The sequence below is a fragment of the Nocardia salmonicida NBRC 13393 genome, from assembly GCF_001613085.1.
Lineage (GTDB): Bacteria > Actinomycetota > Actinomycetes > Mycobacteriales > Mycobacteriaceae > Nocardia > Nocardia salmonicida.
Genome location: NZ_BDBR01000023.1, coordinates 61,440 through 86,980 on the forward strand (window position 1 = coordinate 61,440; position 25,541 = coordinate 86,980).

Genomic DNA, 25,541 nt, shown 5'->3' on the forward strand with positions numbered 1-25,541 from the left:
ATGCCATCAGCATCCACTGTGGTAGTTCGCTACCGTACGTGCTGGAGCGACACCCTATAAGATGTCTACCTGGGATGTTGTCGGAAGATTAGTTTCGTGTGGAATGTCCGGATCGACTGTCGGCCTGGATTGAATTGTTACTAGGGTGTTCCCTGAAAATCATATGCCAGATGTTTGCTGTCAGGCTAATGTCGGTACCAGGTTTCGGATCGGAATCGTCTGGGTAGCGCACGCGCGGGACGTTGGATCGGTGGCCATCGGGATCCCTCTCGGTCCTGAGAACGGCGAGGGAAAACGGATGGTTGCTCGGCAGTAATGGACCCGCATTCAGCGGTTGTGGTACACGTGAATATGCGGGGTAGGAAAGCGCACGGATTTCCGTACTTGGAGTTTCGTGTTGGGTCTATAGCCATGCGAGGGGTCGGGTAATTATGGAGTCTGTCGAAAGCTGTGCCGGTAATCGGGATCTGATTCCGCTTTCCTCCGCGCAAACTGGCATGTGGTTCGCGGACGGCGCGCATAGTGGACCGGCGACCAATATCGCCCAGTACGTGGAGATCGAGGGGCCCCTCGAAGTGGCCCTGTTCAACAGGGCAGTGCACGAGGCGTGCGAAGAGACCGAGTCGCTCATGGTGCGGGTGGTCGAGGTGGAAGGGCGTCCCTACCAGGTCGTCGACCGCGGCATCACGTTCAACGAACTCGTGCTCGATCTCGGCACGCACGGCGATCCGATGTCAGCGGCGCTGGAATGGATGCGCAACGATTACACGCGACCGGTCGACCTCACCCAGCACCAACTCGCGATCACTCGACTGATCAGAATCAGTGACGACCTGCACCTGTGGTACGCGCGTGCGCACCATCTCGTCATCGACGGGTACGGCGCGTTCAACGTGTTGAGCAGGGTCGCCGAGCACTACAACGCGATGTTGGAAGGCAGGCCGCCGGCGCGGCTGATGGCGGTTCCCCTGCGTGACATCGCCGCGGAGGAGCAGGCCTATCGGGCGGGTTCACGGTTCGAGGCCGATCGCCGGTACTGGCTGGACAAGGTCGTCGATCTGCCCGCGCCGACCGGGTTGTCCGGTCGTTCGGCGCGCGCGGGAACCGTGGACGAGGTTGCCGCACGCGAACTTCCGGCTGAGCTGTGGACGCTGCTCGATCGCCGCTCGGCCGAGCTCGACGCGTCGGCCGCACAGGTCGTCGTCGCGGCGTTCGCGGCCTTCTTCACGCGGATGACCGGTGCCGACGAAGTGGTGCTCTCTGTCCCGATGAGCGCCAGGGTCACCGTGAAGCTGCGCAATGCCGCGGCGATGCTGGCCAATATGGTGCCGATCCGCTTCGCGATCGACGACGCGACCACCGTGGCGCAGTTGGTCAAGGCCTCGATCGCCGAGCTGATCTCCGCGTTGCGTCATCAGCGTTACCGCTTCGAGGACCTGCGCCGCGAGTCGCCCGCGATCGACAACTCCGCCAACACTTTCGGGCCCGTCCTCAACATCTTGTTCTTCGACTCCGAGATCCGCCTCGGCGACGCCGTCGGTCGCTACCACGCGCTCACTTCGGGCGCGCTCGAAGACCTTCAGATCAACCTCTACCGGACCGGGCCGAACGCACCGCTGCTCATCGAGCTGCACGGCAACGGCAATCTCTACAGCAAGCGCGATATCGACGCCCACGCCGATCGCTTCATCGAATTCCTGCGCCGCTTCATCGGGGCCGACTCCGACGAGCGTGTGGTGGAACTACCGTTGGTGTCGTCCGCGCAGGAGGACGCGATCGTCGACGAGTCGGCCGGTGTCGAGGGCATCGCCCCTGCTGAGACCTTGGTGGATTCGCTGGCGCGACAGGCTGATTCGACCCCGCTCGCGGAGGCGGTCACCGCCGACGGCGAGACGATCACCTATCGCGACCTCGATGAGCGTTCCACTCGGCTCGCCCGGCGTTTGATCGCCCGCGGCGCCGGTCCGGGTGCGCTGGTCGCCCTCGCCCTGCCGCGCGGTACCCGGCTGATCGTCGCGATGCTCGCGGTCCTGAAATCCGGTGCCGCGTATCTGCCCTTGGACCTCGGTCATCCATCCGAACGACTGGAATACATTGTCGGTCAGGCGGATCCGACGGTTGTCATCGTCGAGGACTCCGCGCTGGCTGTGGGCGGCGATCGGCTGGTTCTCGAGCCCGGCGACGACCTCGACGGTGCCGCTGACCCGATCACCGATGAGGACCGCACCGCGCCACTGCGACCCGACGATGCCGCGTACGTCATCTTCACCTCCGGGTCTACGGGTCGGCCCAAGGGCGTGGTGATCAGCCACCGTTCGGCTGTCACCTACCTGGCGAATGCGTGTGCCGCTCTGGATATTCGGGCCGACGACGTGTGGACTTGGCTGCATTCGGTGGCCTTCGACTACTCGATCTGGGAGGTCTTCGGACCGCTGGTCACCGGCGGTCGCGTGGTGGTCGTCGATACGCTGACAGCGCGCGCTCCTGATGAACTGGTGCGGCTGACCGCCCGTGAAGGCGTTACCGTGTTCAGCCAAACTCCCTCGGCGTTCTATCAATTCGCCGCGGCTCGCCGACGGCACCTCGCGGCCGAGACCCCCGATGGGGAGCTGGCACTGCGGGTGGTCGTGCTGTCCGGTGAGGGTCTGGACCCGGCGGCGTTGGCGCCCTGGTACCAGGACAACCCGGCCGGACCGGTCCTGGTCAACAGCTACGGCATCACCGAGACCACCGTGTTCGTCACCCGCACCGAGATGAGTGCCGACCTGGCCGTACCCGGCGCACCCAGTGTGATCGGCACGGCCCTGCCCGGCCTGCGCACCTACGTGCTCGATCGGCGCCTGCGGCCGACGCCGGTGGGCGCATGGGGTGAGATCTACGTAGCGGGAACGCAATTGGCCCGCGGCTACCTCGGTCAGCCCGCACTGAGCGCGGGCCGGTTCGTCGCCGACCCGTGGGGTGCGCCGGGGGAGCGGATGTACCGAAGCGGAGATGTGGCCCGCCGCAATCACGACGGCGAGCTCGAATACCGTGGCCGCGCGGATCAGCAGGTGCAGCTGCGCGGGTTCCGCATCGAACTCGACGAGGTCCGTGCCGCGCTGCTGGCCCATCCGGCGGTGGCTTCGGCCGCAGTGGTGGTGCATCGCGCCGATACCGACGCGGCACGTCTGGTGGGCTACGTCGTGGTGACCGGTACCGACTGTGATGTCGATGCCGTTGTCGCCCAGGCGGGTTCGTTGCTGCCGGACTACATGATCCCGAATGTCGTCATGGTCGTGGACGAACTGCCGTTGACGGTCAACGGCAAGCTCGACCTGCGCGCCCTGCCCGAACCGGCAGCGGCGGCCACAGCGAGCTATGTCGCGCCGCGGACCGAGGCCGAAGAGACTGTCGCGCAGGTCTTCGCCGAGGTGCTCGGTGTGGAACGGATCGGCGCGTTCGACAGCTTCTTCGAGGTGGGCGGCAACTCGCTCACCGCGGCGGGCGCCGTCGTGCGGGTCGCCGATGCCACCGAATGCGAACTGTCGGTGCGTGATCTGTTCGCCAACCCGACCGTGGCCGGATTCGCCGAGTACGTCGGCCGGGCGCGGCGCCGGGTGCGGCCCGCCCTGGCACCGATCGCGCGGGACGGACTGCTGCCGTTGGCTCCCGCACAGCACCGGATGTGGTTGATCAACCGCGTCGACCCGGAGTCTGCCGCCTACAACATTCCCCTGGTCCTGCGGCTGTCCGGCCGGCTCGACTCCGCTGCCTTGCGCGCGGCGCTGGGCGACGTTCTCGATCGCCACGAGTCGCTGCGGACCCGCTACCCCGCCCACGACGGCCACGGCACACAGGAGATCCTGTCGACCGAGGCGACCCTGACCGAATTTTCCTGCGTCCCGGAACACGTCGAGGAACAGCGGCTCGCCGACCGGCTTCGCGAGCTGACCGCCGACGGCTTCGACGTCTGCGCCCGACCACCGCTGCGCGCGGTCCTGCTCACGACCGGCCACGACAGTCACGTGCTGGTCCTGGTCCTGCATCACATCTGCTGTGACGGTGCGTCGCTGGCACCGCTGGCCGTCGACTTCGCCACCGCCTACGCTGCGCGGTCGCAACAGATCGCTCCGGACCAGCTGCCTCCGAGGGTGCAGTACGCCGACTACGCGGACTGGCACCGTCGCCTGCTCGGCGACGAAACCGATCCGGACTCGCTCGCCGCGGACCAATTGCAGTACTGGACAACTCAATTGGCAGATGCGCCCGCAGTGCTCGAGCTGCCGTCGGACCGGCCGCGGCCTGATCGCCGTTCGATGCGCGGCGGGGTCGTCGCCACCACGCTTCCCGCACGGACCTATGCCGACATCGAGCGACTCGCCCGCGCCGCGGACCTCACCCCGTTCATGGTCGTCCACGCCGCACTCGCCGTCCTGCTGGCTCGGCTGTCGGGCACCGGCGACATCGTCATCGGCGCCCCGCTGGCCGGTCGCGGCGAGCCGGACCTCGCGCCGCTGGTGGGAATGTTCGTCAACACCGTGGCGCTGCGCACGCCGGTTCGCGGCGACGAATCGTTCGCCGGCTTCCTCGAACGCGTCAAGGACATCGACATCGACGCTTTCGCGCACGGCGACCTGCCGTACGACCGGGTCGTGGAAGAGCTCGATCCGCGCCGCTCGGGGGCCTATGCGCCCGTGTGTCAGGTGTATCTGTCCTTCGACAACACCGAACTGCCCCGCCTGACCCTGCCCGGCCTCACGGTGGACGTCCTCGATCCGGGCGCCGAACCCGCGAAGGTCGACCTCGTCGTCACCATCGACGCGAACGCCGCGCACACCGGCGACGTCGCGCTGCGCATCAACTACGCGACCGACCTGTTCGACCCCGCCACCGTCGAGCAGATGGCCGCACGGCTGCGCCGCATCCTCGACGCGGTGGTCGCGAACCCCTCCGTGCCGGTCGGCGATGTGGAGTTGCTGTCCACCGCCGAACGTGGCGCGCTGCAACCTGTTCAGGGTGCGGACGCGGTACCCGGCGTACCGCTGGCGGATCTGCTGGCTCGTGGCGCCGCGATCTCGCCGGACGGTCCGGCGGTCGTCTCCGGCACCGAACAGCTGGACTTCACGGAGCTGGACGCGCTGTCGAACCGGTTCGCCCGCCGGCTGCTCGACGAAGGCGCCAGACCCGGCGAGGTGGTGGCGATGGTCCTGCCGCGCTCGCTCGATTTCGTGGTGGCGGTGTGGTCCGTCGCCAAAACGGGCGCGGCCCTGGTGCTGATCGACCCGCGCAATCCGCAGGACCGGATCCGCTCGATGCTCGCCGACAGCGCACCCAGGGTGGTCTTGACCAGCGCCGAGGTCGAGGGCGCTGCGCCCGAGGGGCCGTGGGCGTTGCTGGTGGTAGTTGATCCCGTCTCGCGCGCCGTCACCGCCGGGTACTCCTCGGCGCCGGTAACCGATATCGATCGAGGCAGGCCGGTGCACCCCGGCGACGTGGCGTACGTGATCTACACCTCCGGCACGACCGGTGTTCCGAAGGGCGTCGAGGTCACCAACCAGGGGCTGGCGAACTTCGCCGCCGAACAGCAGGACCGCTATGACGTCGAGCCCACCGTGCGGGTCCTGCAGGCCGCGGGTCCGGGGTTCGACGCGGTGATGCTGGAGATTCTGCTCGCCCACCCCGGTGGCGCCGCACTGATCGTGTCCCCGCCCGAGATCTACGCGGGCGCGGAACTGGCGGAACTCATTCGTGCACAAGGGGTTACCCATGCCTTCCTGACGCCGACCGTCCTCGGCTCGATGTCACCGGAGAACCTGGAGTGCCTGCGGGTGCTGGTCTCCGGTGGCGAAGCCTTGACGGCCGACCTCGGCGCGACCTGGGCGCCGGGGCGTCGGCTGTTCAACGGCTACGGCCCCACCGAAACGACGATCATGGTCGCGATCAGCGACCCGATCTCCCCGCAGGGTCCGATCACCATCGGCGGACCTATTCGCGGCATCTCCGCGCAGGTCCTCGACGCCCGGATGCAGCCGGTGCCGGTCGGTACGGCGGGCGAACTCTACGTCGGTGGCGTGCAATTGGCGCGCGGCTACCTCGGTCGGCCCACGGTGACAGCGGCCAGTTTCGTCGCCGACCCCCGCGGTGCGGGCACCCGGATGTATCGCACAGGCGATCTGGTCCGGTGGACCTCGGAGCAGACCCTGCAATACCTGGGCCGCGCCGACCATCAGGTGAAGATCCGCGGGCAGCGCACCGAACTGGGGGAGATCGAAGCGGTACTCGCACAGGACCCCTCGGTGACCCACGCCGTCGTGGTGATCCACGACAGCACAGGCGCCGACCGCCTCGTCGGCTATCTGGTCGGCGCGGGCATCGACGCGGAGCGGGTACGCGCGACCGCGCGCGACCGGCTTCCCGCGCACATGGTGCCCGATGTGTGCATGGTGCTCGACCGGTTCCCGCTGACCGCCAGCGGCAAGCTCGATCGTGTGATGCTGCCGGAGCCGGTGTTCCCGCACACGGCTGCCGACATCGCGCCGCGCACACCCGCCGAACAACTCGTCGCCGATGTCTACCGCGAGGTGCTCGGCGCGACGCGGGTGAGCGCGCTCGACAACTTCTTCGACCTGGGCGGAAACTCGCTCACCGCGACCAAGGTCGCGGCTCGCCTGTCCGACGCGTTCGGCACCGACGTCGCGGTGCGAGCGCTGTTCGAGACGCCCACCGTCGACGCGCTCGCCCGCGAGCTGGCTTCGATCGGCCCGCAGGCCGGTCCGGGTACGGGCCACCGCCGTCTGGTACCCCAGCAGCGGCCGGATCGGATTCCGCTCTCGCCCGCGCAGGCCCGGATGTGGTTCCTCAACCAGTTCGACACCTCGGCGGCGGTCTACAACGTGCCGGTTGTCGTGCGGATCTCCGGACCACTCGATGTCGACGCGCTGCGGTCAGCGCTCGCCGATGTGATCGACAGGCACGAGACGCTGCGCACCCGGTACCCCGACAGCGACAGCGGACCGTGGCAGGAAATCCTGGCACCGCACTCGGAACCGCGGCTCACGTGCGCCGAGGTCACCGAGGCCGAGATCGCGGACCGGATCGCGCACGAGACCGCCCTCGGATTCGACGTGAGCACGGAGGTGCCGTTCCGGGTCGCGTTGCTGCGCACCGCGGCCGAGGAGTGGACGGTGGTGCTCACCGTGCACCACATCGCCATCGACGGATCCTCGCTCGCGCCGCTGGCCGCCGACCTGGCCGTGGCCTACCGGGCCCGGATGGCAGGCGAGACACCGGCTTTGACGCCGCTGCCGGTCCAATACGCCGATTACACGCTGTGGCAACGGCGAAACCTCGGCACTCAGGACGACCCGGCGAGCGTGACCGCCGACCAGATCCGGTACTGGGTCGCGGCGCTGGCCGACCTGCCGCAGATGCTCGATCTGCCGACCGACCGCCCCCGACCCGCGCGACAGTCCTACCGTGGCGCGACCATGTCGGCCACGATTCCCGCCGACCTGCATCGCGACATCATCGCCCTCGCACGTCGCCACGACTCGACGCTGTTCATGGTGACCCATGCGGCGTTCGCGGTCCTGCTGGCACGGCTGTCTGGTACCGAGGACATCGCGGTCGGCACCCCGGTCGCCGGGCGCGGCGAACCCGCCCTCGACCCGCTGATCGGCATGTTCGTCAACACGCTGGTGTTGCGCGTGCGGGTAGATCCCGCGGCGCCGTTCACCCAGGTGCTCGACCGCGCCCGCGAATGCGATCTCGGCGCGTTCGACAACGCGGGCATCCCGTTCGAACAACTGGTGGAGGTCCTCAATCCACCGCGAAGCACCGCGCACGAGCCGTTGACCCAGGTCGGCTTCTCGTTCCAGAACATCGACATCCCGACGCTGCAACTCGGCGGCCTCACGGTGGCCGCTGATCTCGTCGAACCGGGTGTCGCCAAGTACGACCTGCACCTGACCCTGGTCGACACGATGGACTCGAACGGCGCCCCCGGCGACATGCAGGTCGAATTCGGTTATGCGACCGATCTTTTCGACGAATCCACGATCGCGCCGATCTTCGAGCGGTTCCTCGCGATCCTGCGTGGTGTCGTCGCCGATCCCGGCTTGCCCGTGGGCGACCTGCCGCTGCTCAGCCCGCGTGAACTCGACGAACTGTCGCTGCGGGAATCCGGTCCGGACGCTCCCACGGACGGCTCGACGATCGCGGACCTGTTCGCGAAGCAGGTCACGGCGACACCGGAACGCACGGCGGTCATCGACGGCGACAGCGATGACGTGCTCACCTACGCGGCGTTCGCCGCCGAGGTGAACGCGCTGGCGCGAGTGCTGATCGGCCACGGTATCGGGCCGGGAAGTCTGGTGGCCGTGGCAATGCGCCGTTCGGTCGATCTGCTCACCGCGCTCTACGCCATCCACGCGACCGGCGCCGCCTACCTCCCGCTGGATCCGGACCACCCCGTCGACCGGCTGCGCACCGTGCTCACCGCCGCACGACCTGACGGTGTGCTGATCCGTGACGACATCGACCTGCCGACGCGGGCGCCGGTCTGGCGGTTGTCGGACCTCAGCCCGGCCGCGACCGATACCTCGCCGGTCACCGATGCCGATCGGATCAGGCCACTGCGCCCGAACGATCTGGCCTACGTCATCTTCACCTCCGGGTCGACCGGGGTTCCGAAGGGTGTCGCGCTCACCCACGAGGCGGTTGTCAACCAACTCCGTTGGCTCACAGCGCATTACCGTATCGGCGTCGGCGACGTGCTGCTCCTGCGCACCCCCGCCACTTTCGACCTGTCGGTGTGGGAGTTGTTCACCGCCCCCACCTCCGGGGCCGCGTTGGTCGTCGCCGGGCGCGAGGATCACATCGATCCCGCTGCCGTAGCCGGACTGATCGCCCGTCACGACGTGACCGTGGTCGATTTCGTGCCCTCGCTGCTGTCGGCGTTCCTCGACCTCGCGAGCCCCGACGACCTCGCCACGATCCGCCAAGTGCTGTGCATCGGTGAGGCTTTGGACTCCGAGACCGTTGCCCGGTTCCGCGAGGTCAGCCAGGCGCGCATCGACAACCTGTACGGCCCGACGGAAGCGGCCGTCAGCGTCACCGCCTATGAAATCGGCGAGCTCGACGGACCCGTCGTGGCGATCGGCACGCCCGAAGCGAATGTCGTCGCGCACGTCCTCGACGCCCGACTGCGCCCCGTGCCCTCCGGCGTCACCGGTGAGCTCTATCTCGGTGGCATCCAACTCGCCCGCGGCTACCACGACCGCGCGGACCTCACAGCCGCTGCCTTCGTGGCCGACCCGTTCGGCTCGGTGCCGGGCGCTCGCCTCTATCGCACCGGCGACCTGGTCCGCTGGGACACGACTGGCCGGCTGCGCTACGTCGGCCGCCGCGATTCCCAGGTGAAGATCCGCGGCCTGCGCGTCGAACTCGGCGATATCGAAGCCGCGTTCCGCGCACACGACCAGATCGGCGCCGCGATCGTTCGAGTCCATCAGGTCGCCGACGGGCAGGTGCTGGTGGCCTACACGGTGAGCGACGAGGCGATCGCCCCCGACTCGCTGCGGACGTATCTGCTGGGACGCCTGCCCGCGTATATGGTGCCCGCCCAAATGATTCGGATCGACGCGGTGCCGCTCACGCCCAACGGCAAGATCGACTACCGCGCCCTCCCCGCTCCGGACACCCGCGTCGGCTCGACCCGGTACCGGGCTCCCAGCGGGATCGTCGAGGAAACGATCGCCGGTGTGATCGGTGAACTGGTGCAGACACCGTGGATCGGCGCCGACGAGAATTTCTTCACCCTCGGCGGCAATTCGCTGTTGGCGACCCGAGTGCTCAGCCGCATCGGCGAAGTCCTCGGCGTGACGATTCCCGTGCGCGCCATCTTCGAAGCCCCGACCGTGGCCGAGCTGGCTCGGTGGGTCGAACGTCAGCGCGCGGTCGGTGATGTCGCTGGCCCGGTGGCGGCGGTGCGGCCCGAGCGCATCCCGCTCTCGCCCGCGCAGAGCCGGATGTGGCTGCTCAACCAGTTGGACCCCGAGTCCGCGAGTTACGTGGTGCCACTGTCGATCAGCCTCGACGGTGACCTCGATACCGAGGCCATGCGGGCCGCGCTGCACGATGTGATCGAACGACACGAGATCCTGCGCACCACCTATCCGGCCCACGACGGCACCCCCGCGCAGGTCGTGCTGAGTGCCGAGGAAGTCGTCGCGTCCTGCGATCTCGCCGTGCGCCCGGTGTCGACGGATGTCCTGATCGAGGAGCTGACGCGGTTCTTCGGCGTCGGATTCGATGTCGCGGTGGGCGCCCCGCTGCGGGTGGCGCTGTTCCGAATCACCGAAACCGCGCACGCACTGGCACTCTCGGTGCACCACATCAATTGCGACGGCTATTCGGTAGCGCCGCTGGCCGCCGATATCATCGAGGCCTACCGCGCACGCAGAGTCGGCGCGGCACCCGAATGGGCTCCGCTGCCAGTGCAATTCGCTGATTACGCCCTGTGGCAGCGCGAACTGCTCGCCACACCCGACTCCGCGCCGGGCCGCGACCTACTGTATTGGCGCACCCAGCTCGCGGGGCTCCCGGATGTGCTCGCGCTGCCCACCGATCGCCCGCGCCCGCTCGAACAGTCCCATCGCGGGGCGACGGTCCACGCAGAGGTACCCGCTCACGTCGCCGAAGCCGTGGCGGCGTCGGCGCGGCGCGACGGGGTGACCCCGTTCATGGTGGCGCACACCGCCTTGGCCGTCCTGCTGGCGCAGTTGTCGAGTAGCGACGACATCGCCATCGGGATCCCGTACGCGGGTCGCGGCGACCGCTCGCTGGACCACCTCGTCGGCATGTTCGTCAACACGCTCGTCCTGCGTACCCGGGTCCGCCCGGAGCAGCGGTTCGCCGACCTGATCGAACTGACCAGGCGCACCGATATCGAGGCCTTCGATCACGCCGCTGTTCCGTTCGAACAGCTGGTGGAAGTGCTGAATCCGGCTCGCTCGACCGCACATTCACCGTTGTTCCAGGTGATGCTCGCCTACCAGAACATGGCGCCCGCCCAGCTCGACGTGCCGGGGCTCGAGATCGCGGGCATCGATGTCGGCGCCGACGCGGCGATCTGCGATCTGCTGCTGATGATCACCGAGGACCGAGGCCCGCACAACGAGATCACGGGCATGAATCTGCGCCTGACCTACGCCACCGATCTGTTCGACGACACCACCGCACGCCGGTTCACCGAACAGCTCGTCCGCGTGCTGGACGCTGTCACCGCCGACGCCCAGACCGTCGTCGGCGAGATCGACCTCGCCGACGAAACGACCCGCACCCGTCTGCTGCGCCCGCACGACGCACCACTGGTGAGCCCGCACCGCACGCTCGTCGACGCCTTCGACGAGCAGGTAGCACGCACCCCGGACGCCCCCGCCATCCGAGTGCCCGGCGGTCGCGTCCTCACCTACCGTGAGTTCGACGCGGACGTGAACCGTCTCGCTCGTCACCTCATCGATCTCGGCGCGGGCCCCGAAACCACCGTGGCGGTGGCGATTCACCGTTCGATCGACATGGTCACCGCCGTCTATGCCGTTGTGAAGTCCGGTGCCGCCTTCGTTCCGCTCGATCCCGACTACCCGACCGCACGGCTGGCCCACGTCGTGGCGGTCGCCCAACCGCTGCTGGTCGTCACCGTCACCGGCGACGAGAGCTCCCTTCCCGACGAGCTGTCTCGAGTCCGGCTCGACGAGCTCGACCTGAGCACACAACCCGCCGGACCCGTCGGCAACGACGAACGCCGCGCACCACTGCGCGCAGACAACACCGCCTATGTGCTGTTCACCTCCGGCTCGACCGGTGCGCCGAAGGGCGTGGCGCTCTCCCATGCCGCCACCACCCACCAGTTGGCTTGGGCCCAAGCCGAATTCCCGCACGACGCCTCGGATGTGGTGCTGCACAAGACCCCGATCACCTTCGACATCGCGGTGTGGGAGTTGTTCTGGCCGTTGCAGACCGGCGCGCAGATCGTCGTCGCCGAACCCGGCGGCCACCGTGATCCCGGCTACCTGGCCCAGGTCATCGCGGACGAGCGGGTGAGCACCGTGCACTTCGTCCCGTCGATGCTCGATGTGCTGCTCGAGCACCCGGGCACGACCCAGCTGTCCTCGGTTCGCTACCTCTTCCCGGCGGGCGAGGCGTTGGCCCAGCGCACCGCTGAACGCGCCGGGCAGGTTTTCGATCGGGCCGAGGTGGTCAACTGGTACGGACCCGCAGAAGCCGAGGTCGTGACGGCCTACCGATGCACGACAGATCCCGCTGCGCCGCAGAGCGTTCCGATCGGGTATCCGGTCACGGGGATGTCCGCCTATGTCCTGAACGCACGACTGCGGCCGGTCCCCGCCGGTGTCGTCGGCGACCTGTACGTCTCGGGCGCCCAGCTGGCCCGCGGCTACCAGGACCGCCCCGATCTCACCTGTGGGGTATTCCTCGCCGACCCGTTCGGCGCGCCGGGGGAGCGCCTCTACCGCACCGGCGACCTGGTCCGCTGGACGCCCACCGGCGCCCTGGAGTTCTTCGGCCGTAGCGACTTCCAGGTGAAGTACCACGGCCAGCGCGTCGAGCCCGGCGACATCGAAGCTGCCATGCACTCGATCGATGCGGTCGCCCGCGCGGTCGCGATCGTCACCGAGGACCGGATCACCGCCTATGTCACGCCGATGCCGGGTGCGGCACTCGACGGGCTGGAGGTGCGCCGTGCGCTCACCCGGCTACTGCCGTCCTACTTGGTTCCTGGCGCGGTGCTGGTGCTCGACACCTTGCCGCTCAATGCGAACGGCAAGCTGGACCGCGCCGCGCTGCCCCATCCGGACATCGACGACGCGGACGAATTCCTCGCCCCGCGCACCGACCGGGAAGCCGTGCTGGCCAAGATCGTCGCCGAGATCGTCGGCGCCGACCGGGTCAGCGTCGGCGCCGACCTGTTCGACATCGGCGTGAACTCGCTGTCGGCGGCCCAGATCGCGGCCAGGGCCGAAGCCGCCCTGCGGGTTCGGGTCGGTGTTCGCGACATCTTCGAGGCCCTCACCATCGCGGCGCTGGCCGAACGGATCGCGGTGCGCGACCGCTACGCCGGCGTGCCGCTGGTGCACCGCAACGAGCTCGCCGAGATTCCGTTGGCGGCGGCGCAGCGGCGCATCTGGATCCTCAACCAGCTCGACCCCGCCTCCGGTGCGTACAACATCGGATTCGCGGCCCGGCTGACCGGACCGCTCGACGTAGTGGCGCTGCGTGCGGCGATGACGGATGTGATCACCCGCCACGAGACCCTGCGCACGATCTATCCCGCGGTGGGCGGGCAACCGCACCAGCTCGTCCAGGACGGCACGGTCGGCGCCACGGATATCGAACTCGCCTCCCTCGACGATCCGGCGCTGCTGGCAGATCGCCTGCGCGATGCGGTGCAGTCGGGCTTCGACATCGCCACCGACACGCCGGTCCGCGTGCGGCTCTATCGCACGGATGCCGATGAACACGTCCTGATCCTGGTGGTGCACCACATCGCCGCAGATGGTGCGTCGATGGCGCCGCTGGCCCGAGATGTGTTCGCCGCCTACCGGTCTCGTCGCACCGACACGCCACCGCTGTGGCCGGCGTTGTCCGTCGACTACGCCGACTACGCGGTCTGGCAGCGTGAGCTGCTCGGTGCCGAGGACGACCCCACATCCCTGGCGGGGCGCCAAATCACCTACTGGCAGCGAATTCTCGCCGACGCCCCTGAACTGCTCGCCCTGCCGACCGACCGTCCACGGCCCGCGGTGCTGACGATGGACGGCGGCAGTGTCGGGTTCACCGTCGAGCCGGCGTTGCACGAGGCTGTCGTCGACCTCGCTCGCCGTGAGGGCGCCACGGTGTTCATGGTTCTGCACGCCGCGCTGGCGATCCTGCTCTCGCGCACCGCCCACACCGACGACGTCACGATCGGCACCCCGGTGAGCGGTCGCGGACGCCCCGAACTCGACGATCTGGTCGGGATGTTCGTCAACACGGTGGTCCTGCGCACTCGCGTCGCCGAGCGACTGTCGTTCCGGGAATTCCTGACGGAGGTGCGCGGCACGGATCTGGAGGGGCTCGCGCACGCGGACGTGCCGTTCGAGCGTCTGGTCGAGGTGCTCGACCGGGCCGGGTCGACCGCGTACTCACCGCTGTTTCAGGTGATGCTCGGCTTCCGCAATGCCGATCCCACGCGTTTCGAACTCGACGATATCGACGTCGAGGTGCTCGATCCCGATGTGGCGCAGGCCAAAACCGACCTCACGGTGTTGCTGAACGAGCGCGCCGACGGAGCGGGCATCGACGGCGAGATCGTCTACGCCGCCGACCTGTTCACCGAGGCCACCGCGACTCGATTCGCCGAGCGCCTCCTGCGCGTTCTCGCCACGATCACCACAGAGCCGGACGTGACCCTCGAGGCCATCGACCTGCTGAGCCCCGAGGAGACCGCACAGCTGCTGCCCGCCGGGCGCGAGACAGCGGTGGCGCCGAAGACGCTGCCCGCGCTGCTCGCCGCCGCTGCCGCCGACCCGATGGCGACCGCGCTGATCGGTGACGACGAAACCCTGACCTACGGCGAACTCGACCTGCGATCCGACCGGCTCGCCGTGCTGCTCGCCCGGGCGGGTGCGATGCCGGGAACCTATGTCGCCCTGGCTGTCCCGCGGTCGGTGGCCTTCCACGTGGTGCTGTGGGCAATCGCGAAAACCGGTGCGGCGTTCGTGCCGATGGATCTGCGTTATCCCGCGGATCGGTTCGCGCACATGGCCCAGGACTCCGGGGTCACGCTCGGGGTGACACTGAGCGCGGCGCGTTCGTCGCTGCCCGACACCGTCGACTGGGTGTGCCTCGACGACGAGCAGGTGATCTCCGAACTGTCCACCGCGTCACCGGATCACCACTTCGCGGCGGCGCGCCTGGATGATGCCGCCTACCTGGTGTACACCTCCGGCTCGACGGGCAAGCCGAAGGGTGTGGTCGTCACGCACGGGGGTCTGTCGGCCTTCGCGGCGGCGAAGCACCAGCACTATCAGGTGGATAGAGCGTCGAGGGTCCTGCAGGTCTCCGCGCCCGCGTTCGACGCGGTGATGATGGAAACGCTGATGGCCTATGACGCGGGTGCCGCCCTGGTCATCTCGCCCGCCGAGGTGTTCGCCGGTGCGGAACTGACCGAACTGATTCGTACGCACCGGGTTTCGCACACGTTCATGACACCCAGCGTGCTGGCGACCTTGCGGCCCGAGGGCCTCGACGCGCTGGAGATGCTGACGATCGGCGGCGAAGCGCTCTCCGCCGAACTCGTCGCCGCGTGGGCGCCGGGCCGTCGCTTCCACAATGTGTACGGACCGACCGAGACCACGATCGCGGTCTGTGTCAGCTCCGAGTTGGCACCGGGTGATCCGATCACCATCGGCACCCCGATCCCCGGGGTGCGCGCCGTCGTGCTCGACGCTCGGTTGCGACCGGTACCGGTGGGCGTGGTCGGTGAGTTGTATCTGTCGGGTAAGGCGCTGGCGCGTGGATACCTGAATCGGCCGGGGGCGAGCGCTGCCGCGTTCGTGGCCGACCCGTACGGTGCGCAGGGCACCCGGATGTATCGCACCGGTGACCTGGTGCGCTGGAGCGCTGAGCACACCATCGAATACGTGGGTCGCGCCGACTTCCAGGTCAAGATCCGCGGTCAGCGCGTGGAACTCGGTGAGATCGACGCGGCGCTGGTGGCCTGCCCGAACGTCGCCACCGCGGTCACCGTGAGCAGGCGCGGCAACGCGGGACAACCGCTGTTGGCCGCCTATCTGGTGGCTGACGAGGGTCGAACGATCGATACGGCCGCGATCCGCGAGCAGATCTCGGGCGCGCTGCCCGAACACATGGTGCCCGCCGTGTTCACGGTTCTCGATGAGATGCCGGTGTCGTCGACAGGCAAGGTGAACCGGCGCGCACTGCCCGAACCCGATGTCGAGGTGCCGGATTCGGTGGTCACGGCCGCGGCGACCGAACTGGAAGCGACCATCGCGGGGATCTTCGCCGAGGTGCTCGGTGTGGCCTCGGTGGGGGCCGACGAGTCGTTCTTCGCACGCGGCGGTGACTCGATCATGTCGATCCAGCTGGCATCGCGATTGAAGACGGCCGGCGTGGTCGTGACGGCACGAGACATCTTCGAGCACCGGACTGTTCGCGGACTGGCCGTCGTGGCCGAGGACGCGGGACGGGTGACCCTGGAAGAACTGCCCGGTGGTGGCATCGGGGAGGTAGCGCGGACCCCGATCGTTTCCTGGTATCTGGATCGTCCGGCCGGTGACCGGTTCGCGCAATCGTTGCTGGTCGAGTTGCCCGGCGACGCACGGGAGACCGACGTGGTCGCCACGGTCGGCGCCGTGCTCGACCGACACGACATGCTGCGCGCACGACTGAGTGGCACGGAGGTCGACGCGCACCTCGAGGTCTTGCCGCGCGGCGCGATCGATGCCCAGCGGGTGGTGTCGGTGCGTACCTTCGGGACCGAGAACATGCCTGGCAGCATGGGGTTCACGGCGCTCGTCGAGGACGCGCTCGAGGAAGCGTCGGCCCGACTGAGTCCCGTCGATGCAGCGATGATGCAGGTCGTCTGTCTGGTGCCGGACCCCGGCGTGGCGTCGCCGGGGCGCGCGCTGATCGTGATCCACCACCTGGTGGTCGACGGTGTGTCCTGGCGCATCCTGATCCCCGACTTCGTCTCCGCGTGGCAGCAGCTCGGCGAGGGCCGAGCGGTCGAGCTGCCCGAAGTCGGCACATCGATGCGCCGCTGGGCGCAGGCCGTGACGTCGGCAGCCGACAGCCGTGTCGACGAGCTCGCACTATGGCAGCGAATGGGGTCCCGTCCCGAACCGCTGCTCGGGCGGGCCGCACTCGACCCGACTGTCGACGTGCACGCCACGGTCGAGCGGATGACGCTGATCCTTCCTGTCGCCCTGACTACCGCCCTGATGGGTGCGGTGCCACGTGCCGCGCATGCCACCACCGACGACGCCCTGCTGGCGGGTCTCCTGCTGGCACTGGGTCGTTGGCGCGCCGAACGCGGCGTCGAGCACCGTGGTGCGCGGATCCTGCTCGAAAGCCACGGGCGCGCGGAACAGCTCGCCCCTGGCGCCGACCTCTCGCGCACCGTCGGCTGGTTCACCAGCGCCTACCCGGTGGACCTCGACATCGACGGCACCGATCCGCGCGCCGCCGTGAAGGCGGTCAAGGAACAGTTGCGGGCCGTGCCCGACAAGGGCATCGGCTACGGCATGCTGCGGTACCTCCACGCGGCGACGGCCCCGCAACTGGCGGCGTCGGCCGAACCGCAGATCAGTTTCAACAACCTGGGCCGTGCGGGCGTCGATCTCGCGGCGCTGTCCGGTGTCGCGTGGATTCCCGCCGGGGAGGACTTCGACCACCAGGCGGCCTTCGACCCCGACATGCCCGCCGCGGCGACACTGTCCATCGATACCAGCATCGTCGACACCCCCGACGGTCCGGTTCTGTCCGCGCAGATCGGTTACGCCACAAGGCTTCTCGATGACAGCGAGGTCCGCGAACTGCTCGACGAGTGGGCCGCCGCACTGCGTGAGATCGCGGAAATATCGGCACGAGAACATGATTGGGGTCTGTCCCCGTCCGATACACCGTTGGTCGCGCTGACCCAACAGGACCTGGACATCTTCACCGAACGCTACGGGCCGATCGAGGCAGTCTGGTCGTTGGCGCCCTTGCAGGCGGGACTGCTGTTCCATGCCGAGCTGGCCGTGGGCGAACTCGATGTGTACACGGCGCAGTCGGAGATGACCCTCACCGGGCCGGTCGACGAGGCCCGGCTTCGGCAGGCCGCGACGGACCTGCTGCGGCGGCATCCGAACCTGCGAGCCGCGTTCACCCGAACGATCGATGGTGCTGTCGCGCAAGTTGTTCCGGTGGATGCCACCGTGCACTGGCGCACCGTCGCGGCTGCTGAGGCGACGCTGCCGGAGATCCTCGCGTCCGAACGCGAGCGGACTTTCGACCCCGCCGATCCGCCACTGGTGCGATTCGTGCTCGTCCGGGTCGCGCCCGCCGAGTTCCGGCTGATTCTGACCGCGCATCACCTGCTGCTCGACGGTTGGTCACTGCCGTTGCTGCTGCGCGATCTGGTCGGGCTCTACGCGGCCGGTGCCGACGCGAGCCTGCTGCCTCCGGCGCCGTCCTACGGCGACTACCTGGGCTGGCTGGACCGGCGCGACACCACCGCCGGGTTCGAGATCTGGCGCGAGACGATGGCGGGCTTCACCGAACCCAGCCTGATCGCCGAAACGGTCGGCGAGGCCACCGTCGAGGTACCGACCGACCTGACCATCGATCTCGACGACGACATCACCACCGCCCTGACCGAACTCGCTCGCGCATGCGGCGCCACGATGTCGACGATCGTGCAGTTCGCCTGGGCGACGGTGCTGGCCAACCAACTCGGTCGCGAGCGGATCGTGTTCGGCGAGACGGTCTCCGGCAGGCCGGCCGAGGTGCCGGGCATCGAGTCGATGATCGGGCTGTTCATCAACACGCTCCCGGTCCCGGTCCATGTACAGGGTGACCGGACCATCACGGCCGCGCTGGAACAGTTGCAGGCGAACAAGACCCGGCTGCTCGATCACCATCACATCGAACTGTCCGGCATCATGGCCGCGGTCGGCGGCGGACAACTGTTCGACACCCTGGTGGCGTTTGAGTCCTACCCGGTCGACAGCAGCGGACTCGGCGACGCCGACATCGACGGGGTCCGGGTCACCGACGTGGTCGGCACCGATGCCGCGCACTACCCGATCACCGTGCAGGCCCACCACACCGACACCTTGCACATCCGGGTGCGGTACCAGGCGGCTCGGGTCGACGGCGCGACCGCGGCCGGGCTGGCCGACCGTATCGAGCGCGTGCTGCGCGCCGTCGCCGCCGACCCGAGCGGGCGCGTCGGCGACATCGACCTGCTGTCGGCGGCCGAGCGCGCGGCGCTGGTTCCGGCCAGAGGCTCGGAGGGGGTGGCGCCCGAGGCGTTGACGGAGCTCTTGCGGCACGGCGCGACCCGGCACCCGGACGGTGTGGCGGTGATGAGCGGGTTCGAGACGGTGAGCTTCGCCGAGCTGGATATTCGCGCGCATCGGTTGGCGCACTGGCTGATTCAGCGCGGCGTCGACACGGGCGACACCGTCGGCGTGGTCATGCCGCGTTCGACCTCGTTGATCACGACGATCTGGGCGCTGGCCGAGGTCGGGGCCGCGAGTGCGCTGCTCGATCCGCGCAACCCGGATGAGCGGCTCGCGGTCATGCTGTCCGACTGCGGCGCCCGCGTCGTGTTGACCGTCGACGAGGTGAGCGACGGAGTGCCGGAAGGGGAGTGGGCACGGTTGGTCGTCGACGATCCGGCCGCGTTGCGCCAGATCGCGGACCAACCGGCGCGCGCTGTCGCGCGCACGGTCCGCGACACCGACTTGGCCTATGTCATCTACACCTCCGGAACCACCGGCAGGCCCAAGGGGGTAGCGGTCACCCAGGCTGGCATGGCGAATTTCGCCACCGAGCAGCGGGATCGGTACCAGGTGACCCCGGAATCGCGGGTGCTGCAGTGTGCCGCACCAGGATTCGACGCGGTCATGCTCGAAGTCCTGATGGCCCACCCACACGGCGCTACGCTGGTCATCTCACCGCCCGACACCTACGCGGGCACCGAGTTGGCCGGCATCATCCGGGACAACGCGGTCACCCACGCCTTCCTCACACCGACCGTGCTCGCGACCATGTCACCGAACGGGCTCGACAGCCTCGCGGTACTGGTCGCCGGTGGTGAGGCGGTACCGGCCGAACTCGCCGCCCTCTGGGCGCCGGGACGCCGACTGTTCAACGGCTACGGACCCACCGAGACCACCATCATGGTCGCGATCAGCGAGCCCCTTTCGCCTCCCGCGCCCATCACCCTGGGCGGCCCGATTCGCGGGACCTCCACCGTGGTGCTGGATTCGCACCTGCGGCCCGTGCCGATCGGGGTGACCGGCGAGCTCTACGTCAGCGGTATCCAGCTGGCGCGCGGATACCTCGGCCGGCCGGCCGCCACCGCCACGACATTTCTCGCCAACCCCTACGCCCCGGGCACCCGGATGTACCGGACGGGCGACCGCGTTCGCTGGACGGCCGACCACACGCTCGACTACGTCGGCCGTGTCGACCATCAGGTCAAGATCCGTGGCCAGCGGATCGAACTCGGCGAGATCGAGGCCGTCCTCGCCGAACATCCCGCCGTCGCCCACGCGGTAGTGCTGCTGCGTACCGACGACCACGGCACGGACCGGCTCGTGGGCTACCTCATCGGTGACGCCGTCGACCCCGAGCAGGTGCGCGCCTCGGCCCGCCGCCGACTGCCCGCCCACATGGTTCCCGACATCTGCGTGGTGCTGGGGCAGCTGCCACTGACCACCACCGGAAAGCTCGACCGTGGCGCTCTACCGATGCCGGCCTTCGCCGCCGTCGGCTACCTGGCGCCGAGCGATCCGACCGAGCGCCTCGTCGCCGAGGTCTGCGCCGAAGTGCTCGACCTACCCCGAGTCGGCATGCGGGACAACTTCTTCGACCTCGGCGGCAACTCGCTGACCGCGACGAGGCTGACCGCGCGACTGAGCTCGGCACTGGGCATCCGGGTGTCGGTGCGCGACCTGTTCGAGTACCCGAGAATGGTCGACCTCGCCGCCCGGCTCACCGGCCACGACCACGTCGAACGTCCCGCACTGACCCGGCGGCCCGACAGCGGCCCGGTGCCGCTCTCACCCGCCCAGCAGCGGATGTGGTTCCTCAACCAGCTCGACGCCTCCGTGGGTGCCTACAACGTGCCCTTGGTGATTCGGCTGAGCGGAGGGCTCGACATCTCGGCGCTGCGCACTGCCTGCGCGATGGTGATCGGGCGACACGAATCTTTGCGCACGAAATTCCCTGTGGTAGAAGGTATTCCGCAACAGGTGATCGTCGACGCTGACGAGGTCGTGCCCGACCTGATCCCGGTCGCCATCGAGGAATCGGTGCTGCCGAAGGCCGCCACGGCAGTGCTGTCGGCCAGCTTCCAGGTCACCGCGGCTCCGCCGGTGCGGGCCGAACTGTTCGACCTCGGGTCAGACGAGTACGTGCTGGTGATCGCCATACACCACATCTGCGCGGACGGCCTTTCGATGATTCCCCTGGCTCGCGACGTCGCGGCCGCTTATCACGCCGTGACCACCGCGAGCTCGCCCGCATGGCCACCGCTCACCGTGCAGTACCCCGATTACGCACTGTGGCAGCATGCTCTGCTCGGCGACGAGCACGATCCGGAGTCGCTGCTGTCGCGGCAGCTGGACTTCTGGCGAGACACGCTCGCAGGGCTGCCGGAACTGCTCGAGCTGCCCACCGATATGCCCCGCCCGTCGGTCGCGTCCATGCGGGGCCGGATCGTCGACTTCGCCATCGAGGCACGGCTGCAGGAGCGCATCGGCGCGGTCGCGCGGGCGGCCGGCGCGACGCCGTTCATGGTGGCGCACGCCGCGTTGACCGTGCTGCTCGCGCGGCTGGCGGGCACCGGCGATATCGCGGTCGGCACACCGGTGTCCGGGCGCGGGGAACGCGAACTCGACGATCTGATCGGCATGTTCGTCAACACTGTCGTCCTGCGTACAGCGGTGTCGGCCGATCAGCCCTTCGACGCGCTCCTGGCCGACGTCATGGCCGCCGACCTGGCAGCGCTCGCGCACGCGGAGGTCTCCTTCGAACAGGTCGTGGAGGCGCTGAACCCGACGCGTTCGACCGCGCACCTGCCGCTCTATCAGGTGACGATCGATTACCAGAACCTCGATCAGGTGGTCCTCGAACTGCCGGGGATCACGGTGGAACCGGTCGAGGACTACATCGAACAAGCACAGTCCGATCTCAACGTGAAGCTGGTCGAACGCTTCGACGCCGACGGCAACCCGCTGGGCACACTCGGCCGATTGACCTACGCCACCGACCTTTTCGTCGAAGAATCGATGGAGCGGTTCGCGCAGTGGTATGTGCGGATCCTGGAGGCGGTGACCGCGGACCCGCAGGCCGTGATCGGCGACATCGAGTTCATGGAACCGGCGCAGCGCCACGAGGTTCTCGATGCGGCAGGTGTGGCGGGCGCGCAGGTTCCTGAGGAAACGATCGGTGGTCTGTTCGCACGACGGGTGGCTGTCGCCCCGGATTCGGTCGCGGTGACCGATGGGACGACTGTTCTGACCTACGCGGAACTGAATCGGCGCGCCGAGGCCGTCGCCGCCCGGCTGATCGCGGCGGGCGCCGGTCCCGAAACGCTGGTGGCCGTGGCGTTGCCGCGCACCGCTGATCTGGCGGTCGGACTGTTGGCCGTGGTCATGTCGGGTGCGGGCTATCTGCCCCTGGATGTGGCGTATCCGGCCGAGCGGCTGCGCTTCGTGCTCGACGACGCGCGACCGGTGGCGATGCTGACCACCGCGACGATGTCTTCGCAGGTGCCCGAATTCAGCGGGCCGATACTGCTTCTGGACGACGACGCGGTCGCCGAGAGCGGGCACGACGGTGCCGCGCGCCCGGACAATGTCGCCTACATGATCTATACCTCCGGCTCCACCGGTCGGCCGAAGGGTGTCGCGGTCACCCACCGCGACGTGGTCACCCTGCTCACGAACGCCGCGGAGAATTTCGACGTCGGGGCCGACGATGTGTGGACGCTGTTCCATTCCTACGCTTTCGATTTCGCAGTCTGGGAGATGTGGGGCGCACTGCTCTCAGGTGGGCGTCTGGTGGTCGTCGATTACGACACCACCCGCACACCCGACGCCTTCGTCGAGCTCGTGGCGCGCGAACAGGTCACCGTGCTGAGCCAGACGCCGTCGGCGTTCTACGGATTCGTCGACGCGGAGCGCCGCTACCGTGGCGCGGACGGCGACGAGCTGGCGTTGCGCTACATCGTGTTCGGCGGCGAAGCGCTCGACCAGGCCCGGCTGACCGGCTGGTTGCTCGCCCACCCGGCGGGCTCGCCGCGACTGGTGAACATGTACGGCATCACCGAGACGACGGTCCACGTCAGCTATGCCGAAGTCGATCAGGCCGGTACCAGCGGGATCGGCCGTGCTTTGCCCGGTATGGCGGTGTACGTGCTCGACGAGCGGTTGCGGCCGGTGCCTGCCGGTGTCGCCGGTGACCTCTATGTCGGCGGCGGACAGCTCTCGCGCGGCTACCACGGCCAGGGCGCGCTCACCGCGGGCCGATTCGTCGCCGATCCGTTCGGCACGCCGGGTAGCCGCCTGTACCGGACCGGTGACGTCGGCCGGTGGCGTCGCGGCGAACACCGACTGGAACTGGACTACCTCGGACGCGCCGACGCGCAGATCCAATTGCGCGGTTTCCGCATCGAATTGGGTGAGGTGGAATCGGCGCTGCTCGGCCATCCCGGCGTTGCCCAGGCGGCTGCCGCGGTGCACCGACACGCCAAGGACGTCGACCAGCTGATCGGGTATGTCGTGCCCGTCGACGGGCAGGAACTGGACCCGGCGCAGGTTCGTGACACCGCCGCGAGGCTGCTCACCGGTTACATGGTGCCCTCGGCCATCGTGGTGCTGCCGGCGCTGCCGGTGACGGTCAACGGCAAGCTCGACCGAAACGCCCTGCCCGCGCCCGACTTCGAACCGTCCGAACGCGAATACGACGAGCCGCGAACACAGTCCGAGATCGCGATCGCCGAGGTGTTCGCGCACACCCTGAACGTGGCCAGGGTCGGGGCCGCGGACGGATTCTTCGACCTCGGCGGCAACTCGCTGCTGGCGACCATGGCCGTGGCAGAACTCCACGGCCGTGGAGTCCGGATCGAGCTGCCGTGGATGTTCGACGACGCGACACCGCGGGCACTGGCCCGCAGAGTCGACGAAGCCGAGGGCGGATCGGGCATGCAGGTGCTGCTGCCGCTGCGGCCCGCGGGTGATGCCGCACCACTGTTCGCGATCCACCCGGCGGGCGGGCTCGCCTGGTTCTACGGCGGACTCGTGGGGCATCTGCGCGGCGACCGGCCGGTATTCGGCTTGCAGGACCCGCACGTCGTCACCGACGAACCCGGCGCCACCTCGATCGATGAGCTCGCACACCGCTACGTCGACGAGATCCGCCGAACCCAGTCCAGCGGGCCCTACCACCTGCTCGGCTGGTCGCTGGGCGGCGAGATCGCCCATGCGGTGGCGACTCGACTACAGGAGCAGGGCGAACAGGTCGCGCTGTTGGCGATGATGGACAGCGCGGTCGGCGCCCCGCCGATCACGCCCGACACCGGTTCCGCACCGGGCGAGTTGATGGCTGATCTGCTGGGTGGCTGGCGGGAACTGTTCGACCTCGGCGACACCGTCACCGCGAGCACCACCGAGCAGGCCTGGCAGGTGGTCCGCGATCAGATCACCGGCACCGGTTTGTTCACCGCCGACCAGATCGACCGGGTGATGGAAAGCTTCTCCACCGCAGGCGAACTCGCCGACGCCTACCGGCCCCGGACCTTCGACGGTGACCTGATCTTCTTCACCGCGGGCAAGGATCGTGACGACACCGAAGCCGTCGCCCAGACGTGGCGACCCCATGTCACGGGCCGCATTCACAACACCGTTCTCGACGCACGCCATCTCGAGCTGACCCACCCCTCCGCGCTGGCCGTGATCGGCCCGATCCTCGAAGGATTCATGCACTGATGACGACCACACCGCAGCAATTGCGCCTCGACGACGGCCGCACCGTCACCTGCACCAGCCCCGCCGAAGCACGCATGCTCTGGAACGAGATGATCGCCGATGGGTACTACCGCCGAGCCGCCGCCACCCTGCGACCCGGTGACCTCGTCGTCGACGTCGGCGCCAATATCGGACTCAGCGCGATGGTGTTCGCCGAAACGCACCCCGGCGTGCGGGTGATCGCGGCCGAACCCGCCCCCGCCACGTACGAGTGTCTGCACCGGAATATGTCGGCGCACGTGCCCGACGGTGTCGCCCTCGAGGTCGCGGTGGGTGCCGCACCCGGTGTGCTGCCGTTCACCTGGTACCCCCGAGCCACCGCGAACTCGAGCCTGTACGCCGATCGGGAGGCCGACGACGACGCGACGAAAACCTTCCTGCGCAACAGCGGTCTGCCCGACGACGCGATCACCCTCATCACCCGCGGCCTGCACGACGGCGAGCAGATCGATGTCGAGGTCACCACGGTGTCGGCGATCCTGGCGCAGGAGGACCCCGCCGCCGAGATCGGTGTACTCAAGATCGACGTCGAACGAGCCGAATTCGATGTCCTGCTCGGCATCACCGAATCCGACTGGTCCCGGATCCGCTCCGTCGTCGCCGAGGTACACGACCACGAGGGCCGCCTCGCCGAATTCTGCGAGGTCCTCGAACTCCACGGCCTCACCCCACGAAGTCGCCAGGATTCGTCGTTGGCAGGCACCGAACTACACGAGGTGTACGCCGTTCGGGTATGAC

At 68.5% G+C, this 25,541-nt stretch carries 2 protein-coding genes; both read left to right on the forward strand.

Going from position 1 to position 25,541, the window contains the following annotated elements:
- Window positions 1-431 precede the first annotated feature (431 nt).
- Complete coding sequence (locus tag NS1_RS22420) at window positions 432-24,764, forward strand: non-ribosomal peptide synthetase (RefSeq protein ID WP_084503916.1); 24,333 nt, start codon at window positions 432-434, stop codon at window positions 24,762-24,764.
- Window positions 24,764-25,540: an FkbM family methyltransferase gene (locus NS1_RS22425; protein ID WP_062987447.1), complete on the forward strand. Its 777-nt coding sequence runs from the start codon at window positions 24,764-24,766 to the stop codon at window positions 25,538-25,540. The genes NS1_RS22420 and NS1_RS22425 overlap by 1 nt, the downstream gene beginning before the upstream one ends.
- Window position 25,541 lies beyond the last annotated feature (1 nt).